Source organism: Streptomyces ortus, assembly GCF_026341275.1.
Lineage (GTDB): Bacteria > Actinomycetota > Actinomycetes > Streptomycetales > Streptomycetaceae > Streptomyces > Streptomyces ortus.
Genome location: NZ_JAIFZO010000002.1, coordinates 4,840,076 through 4,866,505 on the forward strand (window position 1 = coordinate 4,840,076; position 26,430 = coordinate 4,866,505).

19 protein-coding genes, 3 rRNA genes and 1 pseudogene are annotated in these 26,430 nt (G+C 67.6%); 19 read left to right on the top strand and 4 right to left on the bottom strand.

Features of this window, described 5'->3' with window-relative positions; genetic code table 11:
• The first annotated feature begins 430 nt into the window (after positions 1–430).
• The 11 genes from K3769_RS24755 (at position 431) to K3769_RS24805 (ending at position 12,963) form a co-directional block, all read left to right on the top strand.
• Positions 431–1,958, top strand: a 16S ribosomal RNA gene (locus tag K3769_RS24755).
• 313 nt (positions 1,959–2,271) lie between these two features.
• Positions 2,272–5,394, top strand: a 23S ribosomal RNA gene (locus tag K3769_RS24760).
• Positions 5,395–5,492: 98 nt separating this feature from the next.
• A 5S ribosomal RNA gene (gene rrf / locus K3769_RS24765) occupies positions 5,493–5,609 on the top strand.
• Together the 16S, 23S and 5S rRNA genes form the textbook arrangement of a ribosomal RNA operon.
• An 83-nt stretch (positions 5,610–5,692) precedes the next feature.
• Positions 5,693–6,349 (top strand): HAD family hydrolase, encoded by a 657-nt coding sequence (locus K3769_RS24770; RefSeq protein WP_267028533.1) that lies wholly within the window; start codon positions 5,693–5,695, stop codon positions 6,347–6,349.
• Positions 6,350–6,427: 78 nt separating this feature from the next.
• On the top strand, positions 6,428–7,675 hold the full coding sequence (locus tag K3769_RS24775; protein WP_267028534.1) for an MFS transporter: 1,248 nt from the start codon (positions 6,428–6,430) through the stop codon (positions 7,673–7,675).
• Positions 7,626–8,798, top strand: coding sequence for an acetoin utilization protein AcuC (locus K3769_RS24780; RefSeq protein WP_267028535.1), 1,173 nt, complete (start codon positions 7,626–7,628; stop codon positions 8,796–8,798). The genes K3769_RS24775 and K3769_RS24780 overlap by 50 nt, the downstream gene beginning before the upstream one ends.
• A 235-nt stretch (positions 8,799–9,033) precedes the next feature.
• On the top strand, positions 9,034–9,849 hold the full coding sequence (locus K3769_RS24785) for a phosphatase (RefSeq protein ID WP_267028536.1): 816 nt from the start codon (positions 9,034–9,036) through the stop codon (positions 9,847–9,849).
• A gap of 129 nt (positions 9,850–9,978) precedes the next feature.
• Positions 9,979–10,188 carry a helix-turn-helix domain-containing protein gene (locus tag K3769_RS24790; RefSeq protein WP_093781815.1) on the top strand — a complete coding sequence of 70 codons (210 nt, stop codon included), beginning with the start codon at positions 9,979–9,981 and terminating at the stop codon, positions 10,186–10,188.
• A 165-nt stretch (positions 10,189–10,353) separates the two neighbouring features.
• On the top strand, positions 10,354–10,452 hold the full coding sequence (locus K3769_RS24795) for a 30S ribosomal protein bS22 (protein WP_003948845.1): 99 nt from the start codon (positions 10,354–10,356) through the stop codon (positions 10,450–10,452).
• A 338-nt stretch (positions 10,453–10,790) separates the two neighbouring features.
• A complete protein-coding gene (locus tag K3769_RS24800; protein ID WP_267028537.1) occupies positions 10,791–11,852 on the top strand; it encodes an NAD-dependent epimerase/dehydratase family protein in 1,062 nt (353 codons plus the stop codon).
• Between the two features lie 25 nt (positions 11,853–11,877).
• The gene (locus K3769_RS24805) at positions 11,878–12,963 is read left to right on the top strand and encodes a lysophospholipid acyltransferase family protein (RefSeq protein WP_267028538.1); all 1,086 of its coding nucleotides are present in this window, start codon (positions 11,878–11,880) and stop codon (positions 12,961–12,963) included.
• Between the two features lie 67 nt (positions 12,964–13,030).
• Here the strand turns inward: K3769_RS24805 and K3769_RS24810 are convergent, their stop codons facing one another.
• The 3 genes from K3769_RS24810 to K3769_RS24820 form a co-directional block, all read right to left on the bottom strand.
• A complete protein-coding gene (locus tag K3769_RS24810; RefSeq protein ID WP_267028539.1) occupies positions 13,031–14,266 on the bottom strand; it encodes a DUF5667 domain-containing protein in 1,236 nt (411 codons plus the stop codon).
• Positions 14,267–14,581: 315 nt separating this feature from the next.
• Complete coding sequence (locus K3769_RS24815; protein WP_107020822.1) at positions 14,582–15,358, bottom strand: ECF subfamily RNA polymerase sigma factor, BldN family; 777 nt, start codon at positions 15,356–15,358, stop codon at positions 14,582–14,584.
• Positions 15,359–15,676: 318 nt separating this feature from the next.
• Positions 15,677–16,609 carry an HAD family hydrolase gene (locus tag K3769_RS24820; RefSeq protein WP_267028540.1) on the bottom strand — a complete coding sequence of 311 codons (933 nt, stop codon included), beginning with the start codon at positions 16,607–16,609 and terminating at the stop codon, positions 15,677–15,679.
• A 406-nt stretch (positions 16,610–17,015) separates the two neighbouring features.
• Between K3769_RS24820 and K3769_RS24825 the strand changes: the two genes are divergently transcribed.
• The 8 genes and pseudogenes from K3769_RS24825 to K3769_RS24860 all read left to right on the top strand — a co-directional run.
• The gene (locus K3769_RS24825) at positions 17,016–17,255 is read left to right on the top strand and encodes a glutaredoxin family protein (protein WP_267028541.1); all 240 of its coding nucleotides are present in this window, start codon (positions 17,016–17,018) and stop codon (positions 17,253–17,255) included.
• 331 nt (positions 17,256–17,586) lie between these two features.
• Positions 17,587–18,354 (top strand): redox-sensing transcriptional repressor Rex, encoded by a 768-nt coding sequence (locus tag K3769_RS24830; RefSeq protein ID WP_210881859.1) that lies wholly within the window; start codon positions 17,587–17,589, stop codon positions 18,352–18,354.
• On the top strand, positions 18,351–20,171 hold the full coding sequence (locus K3769_RS24835; protein ID WP_267028542.1) for a glutamyl-tRNA reductase: 1,821 nt from the start codon (positions 18,351–18,353) through the stop codon (positions 20,169–20,171). Before K3769_RS24830 ends, K3769_RS24835 begins: the two co-directional genes overlap by 4 nt.
• Positions 20,168–21,127 carry a hydroxymethylbilane synthase gene (gene hemC / locus K3769_RS24840; protein ID WP_267028543.1) on the top strand — a complete coding sequence of 320 codons (960 nt, stop codon included), beginning with the start codon at positions 20,168–20,170 and terminating at the stop codon, positions 21,125–21,127. The genes K3769_RS24835 and hemC overlap by 4 nt, the downstream gene beginning before the upstream one ends.
• Positions 21,124–22,812, top strand: a complete 1,689-nt coding sequence (locus K3769_RS24845; RefSeq protein WP_267028544.1) for a bifunctional uroporphyrinogen-III C-methyltransferase/uroporphyrinogen-III synthase — start codon at positions 21,124–21,126, stop codon at positions 22,810–22,812. The genes hemC and K3769_RS24845 overlap by 4 nt, the downstream gene beginning before the upstream one ends.
• A gap of 238 nt (positions 22,813–23,050) precedes the next feature.
• Complete coding sequence (gene hemB / locus K3769_RS24850; protein ID WP_267028545.1) at positions 23,051–24,043, top strand: porphobilinogen synthase; 993 nt, start codon at positions 23,051–23,053, stop codon at positions 24,041–24,043.
• A 69-nt stretch (positions 24,044–24,112) separates the two neighbouring features.
• A complete protein-coding gene (locus tag K3769_RS24855; protein WP_267028546.1) occupies positions 24,113–25,435 on the top strand; it encodes a helix-turn-helix domain-containing protein in 1,323 nt (440 codons plus the stop codon).
• Between the two features lie 7 nt (positions 25,436–25,442).
• Positions 25,443–25,592, top strand: a pseudogene (locus tag K3769_RS24860) (SAM-dependent methyltransferase); the annotation flags it as partial.
• Positions 25,593–25,616: 24 nt separating this feature from the next.
• On the opposite strand, the gene K3769_RS24865 reads toward K3769_RS24860, so the two are convergent.
• Positions 25,617–26,414 (bottom strand): DUF4253 domain-containing protein, encoded by a 798-nt coding sequence (locus K3769_RS24865; protein ID WP_267028547.1) that lies wholly within the window; start codon positions 26,412–26,414, stop codon positions 25,617–25,619.
• Between the last annotated feature and the right edge of the window lie 16 nt (positions 26,415–26,430).

Consider the following 26,430-nt stretch of genomic DNA (forward strand, 5'->3'; position numbering starts at 1 on the left):
GCCGGGATTCCGCTAAAGTCTCACTCGTCGGAACGGCCCAACAGCCGGGAAGACAACCCCCACTTCGACTGGGAATCGGGCCTGAAAGGGTCTGGTAGAGTCGGAATCGCCGGAAAGGGAAACGCGAAAGCGAAAACCTGGAAAGCGCCGAGGAAATCGGGACCGGAAACGGTCTGATAGAGTCGGAAACGCAAGACCGAAGGGAAAAGCCCGGAGGAAAGCCCGAGAGGGTGAGTACAAAGGAAGCGTCCGTTCCTTGAGAACTCAACAGCGTGCCAAAAATCAACGCCAGATATGTTGATACCCCGTCTCCGGCCATCAGGTCGGGACGAGGTTCCTTTGAAGTAAACACAGCGAGGACGCTGTGAACCATCGGATTATTCCTCCGGTGGTTCCGCTCTCGTGGTGTCATCCCGATTACGGGAAAACATTCACGGAGAGTTTGATCCTGGCTCAGGACGAACGCTGGCGGCGTGCTTAACACATGCAAGTCGAACGATGAACCACTTCGGTGGGGATTAGTGGCGAACGGGTGAGTAACACGTGGGCAATCTGCCCTTCACTCTGGGACAAGCCCTGGAAACGGGGTCTAATACCGGATGATACTTCTGCAGGCATCTGTGGGGGTTGAAAGCTCTGGCGGTGAAGGATGAGCCCGCGGCCTATCAGCTTGTTGGTGAGGTAGTGGCTCACCAAGGCGACGACGGGTAGCCGGCCTGAGAGGGCGACCGGCCACACTGGGACTGAGACACGGCCCAGACTCCTACGGGAGGCAGCAGTGGGGAATATTGCACAATGGGCGAAAGCCTGATGCAGCGACGCCGCGTGAGGGATGACGGCCTTCGGGTTGTAAACCTCTTTCAGCAGGGAAGAAGCGAAAGTGACGGTACCTGCAGAAGAAGCGCCGGCTAACTACGTGCCAGCAGCCGCGGTAATACGTAGGGCGCAAGCGTTGTCCGGAATTATTGGGCGTAAAGAGCTCGTAGGCGGTCTGTCGCGTCGGATGTGAAAGCCCGGGGCTTAACCCCGGGTCTGCATTCGATACGGGCAGACTAGAGTGTGGTAGGGGAGATCGGAATTCCTGGTGTAGCGGTGAAATGCGCAGATATCAGGAGGAACACCGGTGGCGAAGGCGGATCTCTGGGCCATTACTGACGCTGAGGAGCGAAAGCGTGGGGAGCGAACAGGATTAGATACCCTGGTAGTCCACGCCGTAAACGGTGGGAACTAGGTGTTGGCGACATTCCACGTCGTCGGTGCCGCAGCTAACGCATTAAGTTCCCCGCCTGGGGAGTACGGCCGCAAGGCTAAAACTCAAAGGAATTGACGGGGGCCCGCACAAGCAGCGGAGCATGTGGCTTAATTCGACGCAACGCGAAGAACCTTACCAAGGCTTGACATCGCCCGGAAAGCATCAGAGATGGTGCCCCCCTTGTGGTCGGGTGACAGGTGGTGCATGGCTGTCGTCAGCTCGTGTCGTGAGATGTTGGGTTAAGTCCCGCAACGAGCGCAACCCTTGTTCTGTGTTGCCAGCATGCCCTTCGGGGTGATGGGGACTCACAGGAGACTGCCGGGGTCAACTCGGAGGAAGGTGGGGACGACGTCAAGTCATCATGCCCCTTATGTCTTGGGCTGCACACGTGCTACAATGGCAGGTACAATGAGCTGCGATACCGCAAGGTGGAGCGAATCTCAAAAAGCCTGTCTCAGTTCGGATTGGGGTCTGCAACTCGACCCCATGAAGTCGGAGTTGCTAGTAATCGCAGATCAGCATTGCTGCGGTGAATACGTTCCCGGGCCTTGTACACACCGCCCGTCACGTCACGAAAGTCGGTAACACCCGAAGCCGGTGGCCCAACCCCCTTGTGGGGAGGGAGCTGTCGAAGGTGGGACTGGCGATTGGGACGAAGTCGTAACAAGGTAGCCGTACCGGAAGGTGCGGCTGGATCACCTCCTTTCTAAGGAGCATCTAGGCCGCCAAGCTTTTGTTTGGTGGTCCAGGGCCATTACGTCGGCATACGTTCGACGGTGGTTGCTCAAGGGTGGAACGTTGATTATTCGGCACACTTGACCTGCTCTGGGTCGCAAGTACTGCTTCGGCGTGGAAAGCGATGAGGAGAGGGAAGAGTGTCGGGCACGCTGTTGGGTGTCTGAGGGTACGGACTTCAAGTCTGGATCTTCAGTGCCGGCCCCGGTAAAGCATCGCGTAAGTGGTGTGTGACGGGTGGTTGGTCGTTGTTTGAGAACTGCACAGTGGACGCGAGCATCTGTGGCCAAGTTTTTAAGGGCGCACGGTGGATGCCTTGGTACCAGGAACCGATGAAGGACGTGGGAGGCCACGATAGTCCCCGGGGAGCCGTCAACCAGGCTTTGATCCGGGGGTTTCCGAATGGGGAAACCCGGCAGTCGTCATGGGCTGTCACCCACATCTGAACACATAGGGTGTGTGGAGGGAACGCGGGGAAGTGAAACATCTCAGTACCCGCAGGAAGAGAAAACAACCGTGATTCCGGGAGTAGTGGCGAGCGAAACCGGATGAGGCCAAACCGTATGTGTGTGAGACCCGGCAGGGGTTGCGCATGCGGGGTTGTGGGATCTCTCTTTCACAGTCTGCCGGCTGTGAGGCGAGTCAGAAACCGTTGGTGTAGGCGAAGGACATGCGAAAGGTCCGGCGTAGAGGGTAAGACCCCCGTAGTCGAAACATCAACGGCTCGTTTGAGAGACACCCAAGTAGCACGGGGCCCGAGAAATCCCGTGTGAATCTGGCGGGACCACCCGCTAAGCCTAAATATTCCCTGGTGACCGATAGCGGATAGTACCGTGAGGGAATGGTGAAAAGTACCGCGGGAGCGGAGTGAAATAGTACCTGAAACCGTGTGCCTACAAGCCGTGGGAGCGTCGCGCATCAAGTTTACTTGGTGCGTCGTGACTGCGTGCCTTTTGAAGAATGAGCCTGCGAGTTTGCGGTGTGTTGCGAGGTTAACCCGTGTGGGGAAGCCGTAGCGAAAGCGAGTCCGAATAGGGCGGTATAGTAGCGCGCTCAAGACCCGAAGCGGAGTGATCTAGCCATGGGCAGGTTGAAGCGGCTGTAAGAGGTCGTGGAGGACCGAACCCACCAGGGTTGAAAACCTGGGGGATGACCTGTGGTTAGGGGTGAAAGGCCAATCAAACTCCGTGATAGCTGGTTCTCCCCGAAATGCATTTAGGTGCAGCGTCGTGTGTTTCTTGCCGGAGGTAGAGCACTGGATAGGCGATGGGCCCTACCGGGTTACTGACCTTAGCCAAACTCCGAATGCCGGTAAGTGAGAGCGCGGCAGTGAGACTGTGGGGGATAAGCTCCATGGTCGAGAGGGAAACAGCCCAGAGCATCGACTAAGGCCCCTAAGCGTACGCTAAGTGGGAAAGGATGTGGAGTCGCACAGACAACCAGGAGGTTGGCTTAGAAGCAGCCACCCTTGAAAGAGTGCGTAATAGCTCACTGGTCTAGTGATTCCGCGCCGACAATGTAGCGGGGCTCAAGCGTACCGCCGAAGTCGTGTCATTCATACACATATCCCCAACGGGAGTATGGATGGGTAGGGGAGCGTCGTGTGCCGGGTGAAGCCGCGCCGGAAGGCAGTGGTGGACGGTTCACGAGTGAGAATGCAGGCATGAGTAGCGATACACACGTGAGAAACGTGTGCGCCGATTGACTAAGGGTTCCTGGGTCAAGCTGATCTGCCCAGGGTAAGTCGGGACCTAAGGCGAGGCCGACAGGCGTAGTCGATGGATAACCGGTTGATATTCCGGTACCCGCTGTGAAGCGTCAAACATCGAACCAGGCGATGCTAAGTCCGTGAAGCCGTTCCGGACCCTTCGGGGAATGGAAAGTGGTGGAGCCGACGGACCAGACCTGTAGTAGGTGAGTGATGGGGTGACGCAGGAAGGTAGTCCAGCCCGGGCGGTGGTTGTCCCGGGGTAAGGGTGTAGGACGTGATCCAGGTAAATCCGGTTCACATAAGTCTGAGACCTGATGCCGAGCCGATTGTGGTGAAGTGGATGATCCTATGCTGTCGAGAAAAGCCTCTAGCGAGTTTCATGGCGGCCCGTACCCTAAACCGACTCAGGTGGTCAGGTAGAGAATACCGAGGCGTTCGGGTGAACTATGGTTAAGGAACTCGGCAAAATGCCCCCGTAACTTCGGGAGAAGGGGGGCCATCACTGGTGATCCGATTTACTCGGTGAGCTGGGGGTGGCCGCAGAGACCAGCGAGAAGCGACTGTTTACTAAAAACACAGGTCCGTGCGAAGCCGTAAGGCGATGTATACGGACTGACGCCTGCCCGGTGCTGGAACGTTAAGGGGACCGGTTAGTCAAACTTCGGTTTGGCGAAGCTGAGAACTTAAGCGCCAGTAAACGGCGGTGGTAACTATAACCATCCTAAGGTAGCGAAATTCCTTGTCGGGTAAGTTCCGACCTGCACGAATGGCGTAACGACTTCTCGACTGTCTCAACCATAGGCCCGGTGAAATTGCACTACGAGTAAAGATGCTCGTTTCGCGCAGCAGGACGGAAAGACCCCGGGACCTTTACTATAGTTTGATATTGGTGTTCGGTTCGGCTTGTGTAGGATAGCTGGGAGACTGTGAAGCTTGAGCGCCAGCTCGGGTGGAGTCGTCGTTGAAATACCAGTCTGGTCGTGCTGGATGTCTAACCTGGGTCCGTGATCCGGATCAGGGACAGTGTCTGATGGGTAGTTTAACTGGGGCGGTTGCCTCCTAAAGAGTAACGGAGGCGCCCAAAGGTTCCCTCAGCCTGGTTGGCAATCAGGTGTTGAGTGTAAGTGCACAAGGGAGCTTGACTGTGAGACCGACGGGTCGAGCAGGGACGAAAGTCGGGACTAGTGATCCGGCGGTGGCTTGTGGAAGCGCCGTCGCTCAACGGATAAAAGGTACCCCGGGGATAACAGGCTGATCTTCCCCAAGAGTCCATATCGACGGGATGGTTTGGCACCTCGATGTCGGCTCGTCGCATCCTGGGGCTGGAGTCGGTCCCAAGGGTTGGGCTGTTCGCCCATTAAAGCGGTACGCGAGCTGGGTTTAGAACGTCGTGAGACAGTTCGGTCCCTATCCGCTGTGCGCGTAGGAATATTGAGAAGGGCTGTCCCTAGTACGAGAGGACCGGGACGGACGAACCTCTGGTGTGCCAGTTGTCCTGCCAAGGGCATGGCTGGTTGGCTACGTTCGGGAGGGATAACCGCTGAAAGCATCTAAGCGGGAAGCCTGCTTCGAGATGAGTATTCCCACCAACTTGATTGGTTAAGGCTCCCAGTAGACGACTGGGTTGATAGGCCGGATGTGGAAGCCCTGTAAGGGGTGGAGCTGACCGGTACTAATAGGCCGAGGGCTTGTCCTCAGTTGCTCGCGTCCACTGTGTTGGTTCTGAAACCACGAACAATCCCATACCCGTGTGGCCACGGGGTGTGGTGCCGCAGTTTGAGAGTTTCATAGTGTTTCGGTGGTCATAGCGTGAGGGAAACGCCCGGTTACATTCCGAACCCGGAAGCTAAGCCTTACAGCGCCGATGGTACTGCAGGGGGGACCCTGTGGGAGAGTAGGACGCCGCCGAACAAATATTACGGAAAAGCCCCCGCACTTCGGTGCGGGGGCTTTTTTGCGTTCGGCCGCTTTCGGATCGGCTTAGGGTCGGTGTCATGCGCTATGACCTGGTGATCTTCGACAACGACGGTGTCCTCGTGGACAGCGAGCCCCTCTCCAACACCCTGCTCGCCGCGTATCTGACCGAGCTGGGGCACCCCACCTCGTACGAGGACTCCCTGCGTGACTACATGGGGGCCGCCATGCATCGCGTACACGATCTGGTTGCCGAGCGGACCGGGGAGCGGTTGCCCGAGGATTTCGACGATGTCTTTCATCGGCGGGTGTTCGCCGCCTTCGAGCGGGAGCTGGAGCCGGTTCCGGGGGTCGTGGAGGTCCTGGAGAAGCTGGCCGCGGACGGGATTCCGTACTGTGTGGCGTCGTCCGGGAGTCATGAGCGGATCCGGGTGGGGCATCGCAAGACCGGCCTCGACCGGTGGTTCGACGACGGGCGCGTCTTCAGTTCGCAGGATGTCGGGCGCGGGAAGCCCGCGCCGGACCTGTTCCTGTACGCGGCCGAGAGGATGGGAGTGCCCCCGGAGAAGTGCCTTGTGGTGGAGGACAGTCCGCTCGGGGTGCGGGCGGCCCGCGCGGCCGGGATGGACGTGTACGGCTTCACGGCGATGACGCCGGCCGAACGGCTGGCGGACGCCGACCGGCTCTTCGCAGATATGGGCGAGCTCCTGGAACTTCTCCAACCCCTCCAGAGCTGACCCACCGCCGAAGCTGAGCAGAATTCATCTTCTAGTTTCTCTACCCACGAGTAAGCCTGAGCCCTACGCTGAGCCGCCATGACAGATGTGCTGCGGCGTGGCCGGGCTTCCTTGGCGTTCAGCTTCTTCGCCCAGGGCGTCGCCTTCGCTCTGCTCGTGACGCGTATCCCGGCGATCCAGGACCGGTACGACGTGTCCGACGGGCTGCTGCCCGCCTTCCTCGCCGCCGTACCGATCCTCGCCGGCGTCGGGAGCGTCTGCACCGAGCACCTGGTGAAGCGGGTGCCGCCGAGTCACGTACTGCGCTGGGCCCAGCCGGTCGTGCTGCTCGCGCTGCTGGGGGTCGGAGCCGGGGACGGGCTGTGGCAGCTGGGACTCGCCCTCGCCGCGTTCGGACTGGCCGTCGGAGCCCTCGACGCGTCCATGAACATGCTTGGCGTGAGCCTCCAGCACACATACGGGCGCAGCATCATGCTCGGGTTCCACGCCGCGTTCAGTCTGGGCGGGATCGTCGGTGCCTCGCTCGCGTGGGCGGGGGCGCACTGGGATCTGGCGCTCTTCGTTTCGTATCTGCCCGCCGTGCTGGTGCTGCTGCCCGCCGCGTTGGTGGCGAGCCGGTGGTACGTCGACGGGAGCGGCCAGAAGGGGGCCCAGGCGGGACCCCAGGCGTCGGACGCGGCCGGAGGAGCCGGCGGGGCCGGTGGGGCGGGTGTGGGGTTCAAGCTGCTGCTGCCGCTGTGTCTGGTGATGGCCATCGCGTACATCGGTGACTCGACCGTCTCCAACTGGAGTGCCAAGTATCTGCAGGACGTGCTCGGCAGTTCGGAGCAGTTGGCGACCGTTCCGTACAACGTCTATATGGTCACCACACTGCTCGGGCGGGCCGTGGGGGACTTCGGGGTGCGGCGGTTCGGGGCCGTGGCGGTCGTGCGGGTGGGGGCGGTGGTCGCGGCGGCCGGCTTCGCGGTCGTGGCGGTGGCGCCTGGAGCCTGGGTCGGGATGCTCGGCTTCACGCTTGTCGGGTTCGGACTGTGTGTGATCGTGCCGCAGACCTTCGCGGCGGCGGGCAGGCTGTTCCCCGGGGCGGCGGACGTGGCCGTCGCGCGACTGAACATCTTCAACTATGTGGGGTTTCTGATCGGTTCGCCCCTGGTGGGTGCTCTGGGTGATGCGTGGAGCTATCGGGGCGCGATGCTCGTACCGATGGCGTTGGTGCTCGTGACACTGTTCTACGCCCGGTCGTTCGCTTCTGGACCTTCCCGATACGGTGACGGACATGAGCGGCCGCGCACAGCTGATGTGGGACGAGGCAGTAACGGACTATGACTTCGGTCCGGATCATCCGATGGATCCGGTCCGGCTGGCACTGACCCGGCGCCTGGTCGACGCCTTCGGGCTCGACCGGGAGGTGGAGGTCGTCGCGGCCAAGCCCGCCGGTGACTCCACCCTGCGGCTGGTCCACCGGGAGGACTACGTCGAGGCGGTCAAAGCCGCCTCCGTGGATCCCGGGACGGCCGACGCGGCGTACGGGCTCGGGACCATGGACGATCCCGCGTTCGCCGGGATGCACGAGGTGTCCGCGCTGATCGCCGGCCAGTCGGTGGGCGCCGCCGAGGCCGTCTGGCGGGGTGACGCGCTGCACGCCGTGAACTTCGCGGGCGGGCTGCACCACGCGATGCCGGGCGGCGCGTCCGGGTTCTGTATCTACAACGACGCCTCGCTGGCCATCGCCAGGCTGCTGGAACTGGGGGCCGAGCGGGTCGCGTACGTGGATGTGGACGTGCATCACGGGGACGGTGTGCAGGCGGCGTTCTGGGAGGACCCGCGGGTGCTGACCGTGTCGTTGCACGAGCATCCGCGGACGCTGTTCCCGCAGACGGGGTGGCCCGAGGAGACCGGGGCCGCAGGAGCGGAGGGCTCCGCCGTGAATGTGGCGCTGCCGGCGGGGACCGGGGACGCGGGGTGGCTGCGGGCCTTCCACTCCGTGGTGCCCGAGCTGATCGCCGACTTCCGGCCGCAGGTGCTCGTCACCCAGCACGGGGCCGATACGCACTTCGAGGATCCGCTCGCGCATCTGGCCGTGTCGCTGGACGCGCAGCGGGCTGTGCAGGTGGCGTGCCATGAGCTGGCGCACGAGTACGCCGGGGGGCGGTGGGTCGCGCTCGGTGGGGGCGGGTATGCGGTGGTGGACGTGGTGCCGCGGTCCTGGACGCATCTTGTGGCCATCGCCGCGGGGCGGGAGGTGGCGCCGGAGTCCGTGATTCCTGAGAGTTGGCGGGCGGAGGTTTTTGCTCGTACGCGGCAGTTGGGGCCCGTGCGGATGACTGATGGGCGGTGGCCTGTGTCGTTCGTGGGGTGGGAGGCGGGGTATGACCCCGCGGATCGGGTGGATCAGGCCGTGTTGGCCGCTCGGCGGGCGGTGTTTCCCCTGCGGGGGTTGTTGGCCTAGGGGTTTTCGCCCCCGCCGCCCCTACCCTTCCCGTCACTGCATGGGGCTGCGCCCCTCGCCCCCTGATCGCGCTTCGCGCTCGTCCTCAAACGCCGGACGGGCTGAAGATGAGCCTCCTTCAGCCCGTCCGGCGTTTGAGGACCGGGGGTTCGGGGGCTGGCCCCCGTTACGCCAACTGTGGGGTGCTCCCGTCGTTTTGGGCGTGGGGGTGTGGTGTGTGCGGGAGCATCGGGGGGTGGTGAGTACCGGGGCGTTGCGGGCGCATCTGCTGGCTGTGGGGCTGGCCGGGGCTGTGGCCACCTCTCGGGAGGTGAGTCTCAGGAGTTATCGGCTGTTCGCCGCTCGGGATCCGCGAGTGACGATCGGACTCGATCCCGAAGGGGACTGGAAGCAGTCCGATCTGATCGCTCTGATGGCGGAGAAATGTGGCGTATCGGCTGATTCACGGCATACCTCTGGGCCCGATGTGATCGATCCCGATCGCACGCTCAGGGCGCTCGACGCCTTCGCGGAGCGCCTTGCGGAAGCCGCGCGGAACCGTTCCTCCGTGCTGTTCGGCACCGGACATCCGCACCGCCTGCTCGGCTTCTACGCCGCTCTCGCGGACGTTCTGTCGGCGGCCGGATGTACCGTCCTCACCCCCGCGCATGGCAACTGTGTCGACATAACGACCCGGTTCGGCCTACGCACGTACAACCTTGACTACGTACGAGGAGTCGCGCTGGTGCGCGAACCCGGGGCGCGGGGCGCCGGTCGCGGGACCGGCGCGCACACACACTCCCCCCTCCCGGTTCGTACCGCTCTGGCTGCCGCCGCGGAGGCCGGCGGACCGCTTCCGGACCTCGTGGTGGGAGACCACGGGTGGGTCTGCGGAGCAGGTCAGCTGGGGTTCGAGGCCATCGGCCTGGGTGACACCGATGATCCGGCGCTGTTCGTCGGCGAGGCAGAGGGGCGGGTGTCCGTCGTCGTTCCACTTGATGACGCTGTGCGGTCTGATTACTACCGACCGCTTACTCGCTATGTAATCAATCGAGCGTGTCTGTCACAGTAGGCCGCCGATGGGGGCTCCTCTTCCCCACTCGCATCACCCGCCCCTACTCTGGGGAGTGAGCACGCAACGACGAAGTGTCACCGGAAGGGGAAGCCGGCGACCGTCGAGTGCGGAAGGTTCAGGTGTGTCATGGCTGCTGGCGAGAGGCCTCTGAACGAGGTTCAGTTCCTTACCGTGGCGGAAGTCGCCTCGGTGATGCGAGTGTCGAAGATGACCGTGTACCGCTTGGTGCACAGCGGTCATCTGCCCGCGATCCGGGTGGGGAGGTCCTTCCGCGTCCCGGAGCAAGCGGTTCACGAATACCTTCGCGAGTCCTACGTGGGGGTGGAGACAGCCTGACGGCGGTCCGGGGGAGGTCCCGGGGTGCTTGATCGCGGCCCCGGGATGTCGTCCGGAACCCCTCGATTACAACCTCTGGCGCTCAGGCGGGTAGGCTGGCCCCTCATAAGTCGTGTGGGCCCATGCAGCCCAGCAACGAGTAAAGAGAAGTGAGCGAGGGTAGTCGTGGGCTCTGTTATCAAGAAGCGGCGTAAGCGGATGGCCAAGAAGAAGCACCGCAAGCTGCTCAAGCGCACTCGCGTTCAGCGACGCAACAAGAAGTAGTCGCGACCTGCGGCGCTCGCCCACCCGCGCAAGCGGGGTGTGGGTGACACCGCGACAGTGCGCTCTGTGGCCCCCCACCGGTCGGTGGGGGGCCACAGTCGTGTGCGCCGGGCGGGCCGAACAGCCCCTCCGTGTCCGGCGGTACGAACACCGTGCGTATGTCTGAGCGTACGTTCCGTGCGATGAATGGCTTGGTCTGATCGTATGTCCGCGGGTGCGGTCACCTCGTGCATCGGGCAGTCATCACAGCGCAACACCGACCCGCTAACGTGACCGTCACGGGGAACACGGCAGAGTACGAGCAGATGTCGTCGACGGCTGGAAGGAAGGCGCTGATCTTGGGGAAGGTCGTGCTCGTGACCGGAGTGGCCCGTCAGCTGGGGGGCCGGTTCGTACGACGGATCCAGCGTGACCCCGAAGTGGACCGGGTGATCGCCGTGGACGCGGTCGCACCCGAGCACCACCTGGGCGGAGCGGATTTCGTACGCGCCGACATAAGGCAGCCCACCATCGCGAGACTGCTGGCCGAGCACTCCGTGGACACGGTGGTGCACATGGACGTGACGGGCACCCCGCTGGGCAGCGGCAGCCGGACCACGGTCAAGGAGACCAACGTCATCGGCACCATGCAGCTGCTCGGTGCCTGCCAGAAGTCGCCGACGGTCAAGCGCCTGGTCGTGAAGTCGAGTACGAACGTCTACGGCTCGGCGCCCCGTGATCCGGCCGTCTTCACCGAGACGACCTCGCCCAAGTCGCTGCCCAGCGGCGGCTTCGCGAAGGACACGGTCGAGGTCGAGGGGTACGTACGAGGGTTCGCGCGGCGGCGGCCCGACGTCGCCGTGTGCGTGCTGCGGTTCGCCAACATCCTCGGGCCGGGCGCGGACACCCCGCTCGCCGCGTACTTCTCGCTGCCTGTGCTGCCGACCGTCCTCGGCTACGACCCGCGGCTGCAGTTCGTGCACGAGGACGACGTGATCGACGTCCTGCGGATCGCCTCGCACGAGCCGGAGCGGGGCACGCTCAACAGCGGCACGTTCAACATCACCGGCGACGGCGTCCTGCTGCTCTCGCAGTGCGCGCGCAGGCTGGGCCGGCCCACGGTCCCGCTGCTGATGCCCGCGATCAGCTGGGTGGGCTCGGCACTGCGTACGGTGGGCATGACGGACTTCTCGCCCGAGCAGCTGAGGCTGCTCACGCACGGCCGGGTCGTGGCGACGAACCAGATGCGCGAGACGCTCGGATACCGGCCGAAATTCACGACGGCGGAGACGTTCGCGGACTTCGCCCGCAGCCGGGGCCCCGGACTGCTGCCGCCCGAGGCCCTCGCGGGGGCCGTCGAGCGGATCGCCGCACTGCCCGCACTGGGCGGTGGCCACCCCCCGACGCAGAGCGCCAACTGAGCGCCAACCGAGGAGCGCATCAACGATGGCGGACGCCAAGGTCATTCCGTTCGACGACGACCGGTCCCGCGGGAGTGCCGTACAACGGCCCGCCCGGCGCCGGGGCGCGGGGAGCAGGCGCAAGGGCGAGCCCGCGGCGGTTCACGGGGTCCAGCCCCTGCCCGCACGAACGATTCCGCAGGATGATGTTCCTGTGACGCGTGAGGAACCGGCCGCCGGATCGCCCGCTGACCCGGCGGCCGGAGAGGCCGCCGTGGAGGGCTCCCGCGGTGACGGCTGGGAACAGCGGATCGCCGGCGGTCTGTCGTTCCTGCGGCGGCGCCTGACCGGTGACTACGAGGTCGACGACTTCGGTTACGACCAGGAGCTCACCGAGCAGGTCCTGATGTCGATGGTGCGCCCCCTCTACGAGAAGTACTTCCGCGTCGAGGTGAAGGGCATCGAGAACATCCCGTCCGAGGGCGGGGCGCTGATCGTCGCCAACCACTCCGGGACGCTGCCGCTGGACGGCCTGATGATGCAGGTCGCCGTCCACGACAACCATCCCGACAACCGGCATCTGCGGCTGCTCGCGGCCGACCTGGTCTTCATGCTGCCCGTGGTCAACGAGCTGGCGCGCAAGGCCGGTCACACCCTCGCGTGCGCGGAGGACGCCGAACGGCTGCTGCGGCGCGGTGAACTGGTCGGGGTGATGCCGGAGGGCTTCAAGGGCATCGGCAAGCCGTTCAGTGAGCGCTACAAGCTGCAGCGCTTCGGGCGCGGCGGGTTCGTGTCGACCGCGCTGCGCCAGGGCACGCCGATCATCCCGTGCTCCATCGTGGGCGCGGAGGAGATCTACCCGATGATCGGCAACGCGAAGACCCTCGCGCGGCTGCTCGGATTCCCGTACTTCCCGATCACGCCGACGTTCCCGTGGCTCGGTCCGCTGGGCGCGGTGCCGCTGCCGACGAAGTGGACGATCCAGTTCGGTGAGCCGATCCGCACGGACGGCTATCCGCCGGAGGCGGCCGAGGACCCGATGCTGATGTTCAACCTGACGGACCAGGTCAGGGAGCAGATCCAGCACACGCTCTACAAGCTGCTGGTGCAGCGCCGTTCGGTGTTCTTCTGACCGCTGCGCACGCGAGCGGGGGCGCCCCTTGTGGAAAGGGGCGCCCCCGCCTTCGTATCGGCGCGATCTAGTCCGCGTCCTCGCTGTCGATGCCCAGGCCCGGGAGCAAGCCCGGGAGGAGGGGCGGCAGGGTCACATCCGGCTCGGGGGTCGGGGCGTCCTTGCCTGACGGGGAGGCGCTGCTGTCGTCCTCGGGCGGGTCGAGGAGGCCACCGGTGCTGCCGCCGAGCAGACCGTCGTCCTCCGTCCTGGACGTGGACGGCTTGGGCTTGCCGCTGCCCGTCCCGGTGCCGGCGCCGTCGGACGCGTCGCCGCCCGAGGCGCTGGGCGGGACCGAGCGGTCCGACCCCGAGGAGCCGGGGGAGTCGGAACTCGGGCCGCGATGGCGGCCGGTACCCGCCGGTGCGGGCGGCTGCGGGAGCAGGGCGCGCAGCGGCTCGACCTCTTCGTCTATGGCGTCGAAGACCGAGCTGACCTGCCGGCTGACATCGCCGAGCTGCACGGGCAGCCGGTCGCGCAGGGCGCCCCAGGCGTCGCGGTGCGACTGCGAGAAGGCGGAGAGCGTCTGGATGGGGCCCAGGGAGTCCGGGTCCCGCGCATAGGCCTCGTGCAGCAGGCGGTGGCCCTCGGCGGCGTCGTGCTGCATACCGAACAGCGCGCGCCTGATCTCGCCCAGGGACTCGTGGTCCAGGGGGCCCGAGCGACCGCGCTCCATCAGGCGGCGCGCCTCGCTCAGCCGGTTGGAGGCCTGGTCGAGATAGAGCTCGCCGCGGTCGCTGCTGCCGTCGGCCATGCCCAGCTTGAGGTCCTCCATTCCGCGCTTGAGCCCGTAGAGCGAGTCACCGGGCAGGGCGTCGGAGCTGGCAGCGGCGACCCCGCTGAAGGCTCCGGCTGCCACACCCACGGTGAGTCCGCCCGCGGCGAGCCCTTTCGACAGCCGGGAACGGGGCCGCAGTTTCCCCAGTCCGGTCGCCCTGTGCGCGCCCCTGCCCCGATGGGACCGTTGCTCGGGGACCGAAAGGCCTGTCGTGTCGCCTCCCGCGGCCGTGCCCTCCAGCAGCATGGCCTCCATGGCGGCCACCAGCTGGGCCCGCTGGACGACCTTGACCTCGGGGTCCAGCTGGGGTTTGGGCAGCTCACCGAGGCCGGTCGCCAGGGACAGCATCCGGCTCTGCTCGGACCGGTCCGCGACAGCCGGAGCAGGCCCTTCGGACTGCTCGGCCGCCGTGCCCCTGTCGGACTGCTCCTCCAGGGCCTGGGCGAAGGCGTTCGTCCGCCGGTGCGCCGATACGTTCGCGATCACTGGCGGCACCTCCTCTCGTCATGACGGTCGGCTCCCCAGGGGGTCCTGAGGGTCACACCCCCTGACCACGACGACTCGATCGGGTGATCGAAGACGGCCAGGGTGTGACCACAGGGAGCCTGTATCCCGCACAACGAGCGGCTCGGCACTTGGGTTACGGACGACGGATGATCGGACCGCGAAGTCAACGGACTTTCACGGAGGGTGAGTTGGTCGTCGCTGAGCGTATGGATTCGTACGGGGTCGTACCGGTGTCGTGCCGGGGCCGGTCCGTCGGGCCGGCCGCGTGGCATCGAGCCTGCGGCGTACGGGGTCTCAGCGGGCGTCTTCCGGGAGGAGCCGGGCCAGCGTGCGCACCGCCCGGTACTGGAGGGTCTTGATCGCGCCCTCGTTCTTGCCCATGACGCGGGCGGTCTCGGCGACCGAAAGGCCCTGGAGGAAACGCAGGGTCACGCACTCCTGCTGCTGCGGGTTGAGGCGGCGAACGGCGTCCAGCAGCGCCGCGTTCGAGAGGGACTCCAGGACGGAGTCCTCGGGGGAGCGCTCGACCTCGTTCGCGTCGAGCATCTCGCCGGTGGTCACTTCGAGCCGGAACCGGCTCGACTTGAAGTGGTCCGCGACGAGGTTGCGGGCGATGGTGACCAGCCAGGCGCCGAAGTCACGGCCCTGCCAGGTGAACGTCCCGATGCGGCGCAGTGCGCGCAGGAACGTCTCGCTCGTCAGGTCTTCCGCGGTCGCCTTTCCGCCGACGCGGTAGTAGATGTAGCGGTACACAGTGTCGCTGTACTGGTCGTAGAGCCGGCCGAAGGCCTCGGCCTCACCGGCCTGTGCGCGCTCCACGAGATCCATCATCCGGGCGCTGTCACTGTCGGCGGCCGGGCGGCGTGCGGGGGTGGCTGGCGCGCTCGAACGTCCTCGTCTGCCGACCGCCGCGCTTCCCTCGGCCAGTGCGTAGCACGGACCGACGGGCGCGACGGAGACAGCGAGGGCGGGGACGGCGTACGCGGTGGGGACGAAGCCGCGCAAGCGGTCCAGGACCGTTGCGCGCAGCGTAGCCAGGCCCGAGGCGTCAACCCCGACGTGTGGGTACACGGGACTCCCAGAGGCAGAGCTTCCATCACGTGCAGTACCGGACCGTTCACCCGTCGTAGCGAAGAGTGGGGTCCGTTATGCGTCTGAGGAGAATAACGCTTCGTACAGGCAGTGCTACACCCAGTTGCTCAAATCATCGATTACGTCGCTTCTGTATCCGAATGACACCTGATCAAGTGCCGGATAGTGACCGCTTGTTGATCGATTCGGTTCGCGTTCCGTCTGAGTCCGGGGCGTGTTGTGGCCGGGTGCCGTCAACGGGACAGCTGTGTCCCCCGCGGAGGACGCGGGGGACACGGGAGGCGGGGGGGGCGCGTACTAGCGGCGGCGGCGGTGCAGGGCGATGGCCGCGGCCGTGCCGCCGGCGACCGCGCCGACCCCGGCGGCGGCCGGGATGCCGACCTTCGCGGCCTTGCGGCCCGTGCGGTAGTCGCGCAGCCGCCAGTCGAGCGTGCGGGCGTGCTTGCGCAGCTTGGCGTCCGGGTTGATGGCGTAGGGGTGCCCGACCAGCGACAGCATCGGGATGTCGTTGTGGGAGTCGCTGTAGGCGGCGCAGCGGCCGAGGTCCAGGCCCTCCGCGGTGGCCAGGGCGCGGACCGCCTCCGCCTTCGCGGGGCCGTGCAGGGGTTCACCGACGAGCTTGCCGGTGTAGACGCCGTCCACCGACTCCGCGACCGTGCCGAGGGCGCCGGTCAGGCCGAGGCGGCGGGCGATCACCGTGGCGATCTCGACGGGGGCCGCCGTGACGAGCCACACCTTCTGGCCCGCGTCCAGGTGGGCCTGGGCCAGGGCGCGGGTGCCGGGCCAGATGCGCTCGGCCATGTACTCGTCGTAGATCTCCTCGCCGATCGACATCAGTTCGGCGACGCGGTGGCCCTTGACGATGGACAGGGCGGAGTCGCGGGCGTCCTGCATGTGCTCGGGGTCCTCGACGCCGGCCAGCCGGAACCAGGCCTGCTGCCAGGCGAAGCGGTACAGGTCGCGGGACTCGAAGAACCTGCGTTTGTACAGGCCGCGGCCGAAGTGGAAGATCGCGGCGCCCTGCATCACGGTGTTGTCCAGGTCGAAGAACGCGGCGGCCTGGTCGTCGCCGTGGACCGGGAAGTCCGGTTCGGCGGCTCCGGGGGCGGCTGCGAGTTCTTCCAGCTCCTGGGAGGTCTTGCGCGCTGCCTCAGCCGAGGCCTCGCCTGCCAGCACGCTTCGCGCTGTGGCGGAGCGCCTGCGGGGGGTGAGCCATCCGAGAGCGGCCATGGCGTGAGCATAGCCAGTTTGTTCGGGGTGGCTGGAGTCGGGAGGTTTGGATGCGGTGAACTCTTTGCGGCGTTGTTGTTGCGGGGGCTTGGGCTTCGCCGAGTGTGGGGGCGGGGGCTTGCGGTCGGCGTAGGCCTGGAGGTGTGCGGCCTGGCCGGGGTGAGCGTGCGCAGTTCCCCGCGCCCCTAAAAGACTGCGCAGTTCCCCGCGCCCCTGAAAGATTGCGGCGTTGGCCGTGCCCCGGGAGCTTGCGGTCGGCGTAGGTCTGGAGGTGGGCGGCCTGGCCGGGGTGGGCGTGCGCCGTTCCCCGCGCCCCTGAAAGACTGCGCCGTTCCCCGCGCCCCTTAAAGATTGGGGTGGGCGGAGAATGGGGGGATGAGGGTCTCTTTTTGGGTGAGGTGGGCGGGTGGAGCGGGTCGTTACGTTGATTGGGAAGCCCGGCTGTCATTTGTGTGAAGACGCACAGAGTGTTGTGGAGAAGGTCTGCGGTGAGCTCGGGGTGCGGTGGGAGAAGAAGGACATCACCGAGGACGCGGAGCTGCACCGGGAGTACTGGGAGCAGATCCCGGTCGTGCTGGTGGACGGGGCGCAGCACACCTTCTGGCGGGTGGACGAGGCGCGGTTGCGGCGGGCGCTGACTGCGTAGGGGAGGCCGGTGGGGCGCGAGAGTAATCGGACCGTGGCCTGACTGAGCAGTCCGGTCGGGCCGGAATGTCACTTAGGATCGAGGGCGATTCGGACTCGGGGGCGGGGATCGTAGAGGAGAGTGTGCGGTTTTGCCCCCAAGATGCGAGGAACGAAGGTGCGTGTGCGCCGGTTCCGTACGGGTGCGCCGGGGGTGCGTGACCCCGGTCACGTTGCCCGGGCAAATCGGACACCATCTTTGTGCACGCGTTCACAAAGACATAGCCTGCATTCGACGGGGCGGTCCAGGAACGTGTGACCGCCTGAAGCCCCGCGCTACCCGCAGGAGCACCGTGGCAACTGGCCGAACTCACCGAACGGCGACCCGCAGCCGAGGGATTCCCGAGGCCACCGTCGCCAGGCTTCCCCTGTATCTCCGGGCCCTCACCGCTCTGTCGGAGCGCTCGGTACCCACGGTCTCCTCCGAGGAACTCGCGGCCGCGGCGGGGGTCAACTCCGCCAAGCTGCGCAAGGACTTCTCGTACCTCGGGTCGTACGGGACGCGCGGTGTCGGCTACGACGTCGAATACCTCGTCTACCAGATCTCCCGTGAGCTGGGGCTCACCCAGGACTGGCCCGTGGTCATCGTCGGGATAGGGAATCTCGGCGCGGCCCTCGCCAACTACGGCGGGTTCGCCTCCCGTGGGTTCCGGGTCGCGGCGCTCATCGACGCCGATCCCGCGATGGCCGGCAAGCCCGTCGCCGGGATCCCCGTGCAGCACACCGACGAGCTGGAAAAGATCATCGACGACAACGGTGTGTCGATCGGTGTCATCGCGACCCCCGCCGGGGCCGCGCAGCAGGTCTGCGAGCGGCTCGTCGCCGCCGGTGTGACCTCCATCCTGAACTTCGCGCCGACCGTGCTGTCCGTGCCGGACGGCGTCGACGTACGCAAGGTCGACCTCTCCATCGAGCTGCAGATCCTCGCCTTCCACGAGCAGCGCAAGGCCGGCGAGGAGGCCGAGGCGCAGGCCGACGCCGTGCTCGCGGCCGAGGCCGCGGCGGCCAAGGAGGCCGGGAAAGGGCCCGACGGGGACGTCCCCGCCGTGATGCCGGCATGAGTCTCCTCGTCGTCGGGCTGAGCCACCGCAGCGCTCCGGTCAGCGTCCTGGAGCGCGCCGCGCTGTCCGCGGACGCCCAGGTCAAGCTGCTCCAGGACACGGTCGCCGCCGAACCGGCCGCCGAGGCCGCGGTGCTCGCCACCTGCAACCGGATCGAGCTGTACGCCGACGTGGACAAGTTCCACGCCGGTGTCGCCGAGCTCTCCACGCTGCTCGCGCAGCACAGCGGGGTCGGTCTGGAAGAGCTCACCCCTTATCTGTACGTGCATTACGAGGACCGGGCCGTCCACCATCTGTTCTCGGTGGCCTGCGGGCTCGACTCGATGGTGGTCGGCGAGGGGCAGATCCTCGGCCAGATCAAGGACGCGCTCGCCACCTCGCAGGAACTGCACTCGGCCGGCCGGCTGCTGAACGACCTGTTCCAGCAGGCGCTGCGGGTCGGCAAGCGCGCTCACTCCGAGACCGGCATCGACCGGGCCGGGCAGTCCCTGGTGACCTTCGGCCTCGAGCAGTTCGCCGGGGACGCGACGGTCGACGCCTGGGCCCGGGACAAGCGGGTCCTCGTGATCGGCGCCGGTTCGATGTCCTCGCTGGCCGCCGCCACCCTGGCGCGCGCGGGCGTGGCCGAGGTGGTCGTCGCCAACCGGACGTTCGACCGGGCCGAGCGGCTCGCCACGCTCCTCGTGGAGCAGTACGCGCGCGGTGCGGCGGAGGAGGGCGGCACCGGTGTGCCGGCCCGTGCCGTGCCGATCGACGCGGTGGCCGAGGAACTGACACGTGCCGACGTCGTGGTGTCGTGCACCGGTGCGACCGGTCTCGTGCTCCCCGCCGAGGTCGTCGCGACCGCGATGGAGGGGCGTGCGGTCCGCGTGCCCGGTCCCGCTCCGGCCGGCCCGGGTGCCGGTGTGCGCGGTACGGGTGACGCGGCCGTCGTACGGGGTGAACTGCCGCCCACCAGCGTCGGCACCGAGGAGAACTGTCCCCTCGACCCCGCCGCCGCGCAGAGCGCACAGGGTGTGCAGAGCGTGCAGGCCACCGCCGGGTTCTCCGTGCTCGGCGAGGCCGCCGTGGCCGGGATGGGCGCGGCCGAACTGGAACAGCACGCCGCCTGGGTGGACAAGGGTGTGTCGGCGACGGCCGCCGAGGGCCAGAGCGGCTCCGTCGCGCTGCTCGACCCGGCCGCCGAGGCCGAGGTCATCACCGCGCTCGCCGCCGCGGCGACCCTCCTCGGACGGGTGCCCGAGCGGCGCCGGCCCGAGCCCGTCGCCGAGGTGCCCCGGCCCACCCCCGTGCTCTCGCTGCTCGACCTCGCCATGCCCCGTGACATCGACGCCGCCGCGCACCGGCTGCCCGGGGTGCGGCTGGTGGACATCGAGTCCCTCGCCGAGGCGTCCGCGGACGCGCCGATGGCCGCCGACGTGGACCAGGTGCGACGGATCGTCGCCGACGAGGTCGCCGCCTTCGGCGCCGCGCTGCGGGCCGCGCACATCACCCCGACCGTCGTGGCGCTGCGCACGATGGCGGCCGACGTCGTCGCGGGCGAGATCGCCCGGCTCGACGGACGGCTGCCCGGCCTCGACGACAAGCAGCGCAGCGAGATCACCCAGACCGTGCGACGCGTCGTGGACAAGCTGCTCCACGCGCCGACCGTACGGGTCAAGCAGCTGGCCGCCGAGCCCGGCGGTGCCGGGTACGCGGACGCGCTGCGGACCCTGTTCGACCTGGACCAGGAGACGGTCGCCGCCGTTTCGCGGGCCGCGGGCCGGGACGCCGACAGCGACAACTTCGAGAGCGCCGAAAACAGAGGGCGAGCATGACTGAGCAGGCACTGAGGCTCGGGACCAGGCGGAGCAGACTCGCCATGGCCCAGTCCGGGCAGGTGGCGGACGCCGTGAGCCAGGTGACCGGACGGCCCGTCGAGCTCGTGGAGATCACGACCTACGGGGACACGTCCCGTGAGCACCTCGCGCAGATCGGCGGCACGGGCGTCTTCGTGACCGCCCTGCGCGACGCGCTGCTGCGCGGGGAGGTCGACTTCGCGGTGCACTCCCTCAAGGACCTGCCGACCGGGCAGCCCGACGAGCTCGCGCTGGCCGCCGTACCCGTCCGCGCGGACGTCCGTGACGTACTGGTCGCACGCGACGGTCTGACGTTCGCCGAGCTTCCGGACGGCGCGCGGATCGGTACCGGCTCGCCGCGTCGCATGGCCCAGCTGAACGCGTACGCGCGTGACCTCGGGCTGACGATCGAGACCGTTCCGATCCGCGGGAACATCGATACGCGCATCGGGTTCGTGCGAGCCGGGGAGCTGGACGGCGTCGTGCTCGCCGCCGCCGGGCTGCAGCGCGTCGGACGGACCGGTGAGGTGACCGACTTCCTGCCGGTCGACACAATTTTGCCCGCCCCCGGCCAGGGGGCCCTCGCGATCGAGTGCGCCGCGGACAACGCGGACCTCGTCGCCGCGCTCGCCGAGCTCGACGACCCGTACACCCGGGCCGCCGTGACCGCCGAGCGCTCCCTGCTCGCCGCCCTGGAAGCCGGTTGCAGCGCACCTGTGGGTGCCTTCGCCGACTTTCTGGCCGACGGGCAGACTGTCAAGGAATTGCGCCTGCGCGGCGTCGTCGGCACGACCGACGGCTCGACGCTGGTGCAGTTGTCCACCACCGGTCCCGTGCCCGAGACACATGACCAAGCAATGGCGCTCGGCCGTGAACTCGCTGCCGAGATGCTTGCCAAGGGCGCGGCCGGTCTGATGGGGGAGCGAGTACATTGAGCCCCACCACCCTTCCCATCGGCCTCGAACACGGGCACGTCACCTTCCTCGGTGCCGGACCCGGTGATCCGGGACTGCTGACTCTGCGCGCCGTGGAGGCGCTGGGGAACGCTGATGTCCTGGTCGCCGAACCCGAAGTGCTCGACGTCGTCCGCACGCACGCCAGACGAAACGTCACCGTGCTCGACACCGATACGGGCGCGAGCCCGGACACGCCTCAGCTGAAGGTAGTTGACGGCACGTCAGCCACCTCTGGCGTCCCCGCGTCGAAGGACGCGGCCAATATTGTCATGGAGGCCGCGAGGGGTGGCAGGCGGGTCGTCCGTGCGGTCTCGGGCGACCCCGGGCTCGACGCGTACGCGGCCGGCGAGATGCTCGCCTGCGCCGCGGCGGGTGTGCCTTTCGAGGTCGTGCCGGGTGTCGCCGCCGCCGTGGGTGTGCCCGCGTACGCGGGTGTGCCGTTGCGGGACGCCGAGGGTGCGGACGTGCGGTTCGTCGACGCCCGTACCGCGTCCGCGCGGTGCTGGGCCGAGGTCGGGGCGTCGGACGGGACCGTGGTCGTCTCCGCCGCTCTCGACTCCGTGGGTGCGGCGGCTGGGGAGCTTGTCGCCGCCGGACGTAAGCCCGATACGCCGATGACCGTCACCGTCGCCGGTACCACCACGCGCCAGCGGACCTGGTGCGCGACGCTCGGCACCATCGCGCAGACGCTGAAGCAGGCCAAGGTGCTGCCCTCTCCCGAGGGCGGCCGGCCGGTGATAGCCGTGGTCGGTGAGCGTTCCTCCGCCGCTCAGCGTGAGCAGCTCTCGTGGTTCGAGTCCAAGCCGCTGTTCGGCTGGAAGGTGCTCGTGCCGCGTACGAAGGAGCAGGCGGCGTCGCTCTCCGACCAGCTGCGGTCGTACGGGGCCGTGCCGCACGAGGTGCCCACGATTGCTGTCGAGCCGCCGCGTACGCCTCAGCAGATGGAGCGGGCGGTCAAGGGGCTCGTCACCGGGCGGTACGAGTGGATCGCCTTCACCTCGGTGAACGCCGTCAAGGCCGTGCGGGAGAAGTTCGAGGAGTACGGGCTCGATGCGCGTGCCTTCGCGGGGATCAAGGTGGCTGCTGTGGGTGAGCAGACCGCGAAGGCGTTGATCGCTTTCGGGGTCAAGCCCGATCTGGTGCCCAGTGGGGAGCAGTCCGCCGCGGGGCTGCTCGAGGACTGGCCGCCCTATGACCCCGTTTTCGATCCGATCGACCGGGTTTTCCTGCCTCGGGCCGACATCGCCACCGAGACGTTGGTGGCCGGGTTGATCGAGCTCGGGTGGGAGGTCGACGACGTCACCGCCTATCGGACGGTGAGGGCTTCGCCGCCGCCTGCGGATACTCGTGAGGCGATCAAGGGGGGCGGGTTTGATGCCGTTCTCTTCACCTCGTCCAGCACGGTGCGGAATCTGGTGGGTATTGCCGGAAAGCCTCACAATGTGACTGTGATCGCGTGTATCGGGCCCGCTACGGCCAAGACCGCCGAAGAACACGGGTTGCGCGTCGATGTCATGTCGCCCGAGCCGTCCGTGCATCGGCTGGCCGAGGCGCTGGCGGAGTTCGGGCTTCGGCGGCGGGCCTCCGCGGTCGAGGCGGGTGACCCGGTCACCCGGCCCAGCGAGCGGCGGCCGGGGTCCCGTCGGAGGCGTACCACCACGTAGGTGCGCGCCGTTTTCGTCGGTGCGTCCACCGGTTTCGGGGTGGGGTCGGGGCCGTGCCGGTACGTCGGGTCCGTCGCCTTCCGGGTGTACTGCCGTATGCCTGGAAGTGTGGGGTTTTTTGCAGGAGCCCTATGCGACGGACCCGACGTACCGGCACGGCCCGCTCCCGTTGCGTGGCTGTGCTGGCTCCGACTGGGCGTCGGTAAAGGTGGTTCCGGGGCGGGCGTAGCGTGGATGTATGACGAGCTACGGATCCTTCCCTGGTACGCGGCCTCGGCGGTTGCGGGGCAGTTCTGTGATGCGGCGCATGGTGGCCGAGACCCGGCTGCACCCCGCCGACTTCATCCTTCCCGCCTTCGTGCGGGAAGGGGTGACCGAGCCTGTGCCGATCGCGGCCATGCCGGGGGTCGTGCAGCACACCCGGGACAGTCTGAAGAAGGCCGCCGCCGAGGCGGTGGCCGCGGGGATCTCCGGGATCATGCTGTTCGGAGTGCCGGAGGAGTCGAAGAAGGATGCCGTGGGGACGGCCGGGACCGACCCTGACGGGATTCTGCAGGTCGCCCTTCGGGATGTGCGCAGCGAGGTCGGGGACGAGCTGCTGGTGATGTCCGATCTGTGTCTCGACGAGACCACCGATCACGGGCACTGCGGGGTGCTGGACGCGGAGGGGCGGGTCGACAACGACGCCACCCTGGAGCGGTACGCCGAGATGGCTCAGGTGCAGGCCGACGCGGGGGCGCATGTCGTGGGGCCCAGCGGGATGATGGACGGGCAGGTCGGGGTCGTCCGTGACGCTCTCGATCAGATCGGGCGCGAGGACGTGGCGGTGCTCGCCTACGCCGTCAAGTACTCCTCCGCGTTCTACGGCCCCTTCCGGGAGGCCGTCGGGTCGTCGCTGAAGGGCGACCGGAAGACCTACCAGCAGGACCCCGCGAACGCGCGTGAGTCGCTGCGGGAGCTGGCGCTCGATGTGGAGGAGGGCGCCGACATGGTCATGGTGAAGCCCGCCGGGCCCTACCTCGACATCCTGGCGCGCGTCGCGGACGCCGTGGACCTGCCCGTCGCCGCGTACCAGATCTCCGGGGAGTACTCGATGATCGAGGCCGCCGCGGAGAAGGGGTGGATCGACCGGGACAGGGCGATCCTGGAGACGCTGACGGGCATCAAGCGGGCGGGTGCGCGCAACATCCTGACGTACTGGGCGACGGAGGTCGCGCAGAAGCTGCGTTGAGTGCGCACCGATGGGGGACACGACCTGTTCCCGCGCGGTGGATCCGGGACGTCTAGAAAGGTGCGGTCGGTGGCGGGGGACGAGTTCGGTGAGCTGTTGGGGCAGCTGAAGGAGCGGTCCGGGCTCAGTTACGGGGTGTTGGGGAAGCGGCTGCACATGAGTGCGTCCACGCTGCACCGGTACGTCAACGGGGATGCCGTGCCGACGGACTACGCCCCGGTGGAGCGCCTCGCGCGGGTGTGCCGAGCGACCCCCGAGGAACTGGTCGAGCTCCATCGGCGGTGGGTTCTCGCGGACGCGCTGCGTAGGCAGAGGCCGAGCGGAGGAGCTGCGGGGGCAGGGCGTGAGGCCGCGGCCGGGGAGGAGCCTGCGGCTGCGGTGGAGGCTCCGGCAGCGGTCGCTTCCGAGGGGGTGCGGGAGGAGTCGCCGGGCGCGGCCGGTCCCGACGATCTGCTGGTCTCTCCCCGGGTTACTTCTCCGGGCTCGCGACGGCGGCGCACCGTTGTGCTCGCCGGTGCCGCCGTGGCCGCCGCCGTCGTGTCGGTGGCGCTCGTCGCGCGGGTCGTGGCGGGCGACGGAGGTGACGGAGACCAGCGGGCCGATGGGGCCCTCGCGTCCGCCGACGACCGTCCACGCGCCGGCGCGTCCGCCGGGGCGAAGGGCAAGTCCGCTTCGCCGTCCGCCTCGCGCTCGGCGCGTTCCTCGGTGTCCGCGGCCCCCTCCGCCTCGCGGAGTGGCGGAGGGGCCGGGGCGGCGGGTGCCGGGGGCGTGGCAGGGGCCACCGCGCCCGTCGTCGCCGTCAATCCGTACAAGTGGGACGGCCCGTGCAGTCAGCACTATCTGATCGACCGTGAGCCCGAGAAGGTGCCCCCGCCGCCGAGTGAGCCCGACGCGCGCGGATGGGTCAACGCGCTCGGCGGGGTCGCCGCCGGGCAGCAGATGCTCGCGCTGACCGTCCAGGGCAGCGGGAAGGCCACCGTCGTCCTGGACGATCTGCATGTGCGGGTGGTGGACAAGAGCGCGCCGCTCGCCTGGAACGACTTCGCGATGGGCGTCGGGTGCGGGGGCGGGGTGGAGACCACGTCGTTCGCCGTGAACCTCGACGACGGGCGACCCGACACCTCGCCCCGGGCCGGACAGCGCGACTTCCCGTACAAGGTGAGCGAGTCCGACCCCGAGGTGTTCTACATCTTCGCGGACGCCCGGACGTACAACGTGAGCTGGTATCTGGAGCTGGAGTGGTCGAGCGGGGGGAAGAAGGGGACCGTACGCGTCGACGACGACGGCAAACCCTTCCGGACGAGTGGGAACGTGGGGCGGCCCGCCTACGACTTTCCACTCGGCGACTCGGCCTGGGGGCGCGACCCGTACGAGCCCGACGTGCGCGGCTGAGCGTCCCCGGCCCGACCACGCGGCGCCCGTGCCCGAGGAGCCCGAGGCGGGTTACTTCGGCGGCCTCGACGGCATCGAGAAGGTCCGCTACCGGGACATCAACGATGTGACGGACGCCGACATCGACGTGTACGCGGGCACCGGACGCAAGCCCTGAGAGCGCGGCGGCGGGGTCGGGCGGTCAGTCCCACCAGAAGGTCCAGGAGCGTGCGCCCAGCACCTCGCGCTCGGCATACGCCCGCAGCGAGGCATGGCCGCCCTGGGTGATGTCGGCCGGGCAGAACGCGTAGTGCTCGGCGGCTATCGCCTCCGCCTCGGCCGCGGTCCTGGGCGGGGCCGCGACGGAGACGATCAGCTGGTCGTAGGTGAGTGCCACGACCCGGACGCCGAATCGGTCCTCCCAGGAACGCAGGACCGCGCACAGCTCCGCCACGTCGTCGGTGAGACCGACCGGACCGCACCAGCCGATGGCGGCCGGGATGTCCGCGCTGCGGCGGGCCGGGACGAGCGCGAGGCGCGGCTCCTCCAGCCGACTCGGGCCGCCCACGAGCGCGTCCGCCACCTCGGCGGCCCACACGTCCGGGTCGACGTCCACAACGCCTGCCGCGGCGAGGCCGGGCCAGTCGGCGTCCTGCGCCTGGGCCGAGTGCTCCTCCCAGAGGTCCGCGAGGACCTCCTCGGCGTCGTGGTCGCCCGGATAGGACGCGAGGTCCGGGTCCAACTCCCACTTGTCCGGGTGCGGTTCGCTGCCCGTGCGCCCGCCGACCAGGACCGGGCACAGGCCCGCCGTGCGGCGCGCGGACGCGAGGCGCAGCCAGTCGCCCGGCGCCGCCGGGGCGTCGGCGCGCCACAGCAGTGGTTCGTCCCAGGAGCCCTCGACCGTCGTGTCGAGCAGGGCGCCGGGCGGGAGGTCGAGACCGAGCGAGCGGCCGGCCGGGTCGGCCGCGAGCGTCGGCAGCTGGTTCGGAAGAGTGGCCATGTCCGTGACTCTAGAG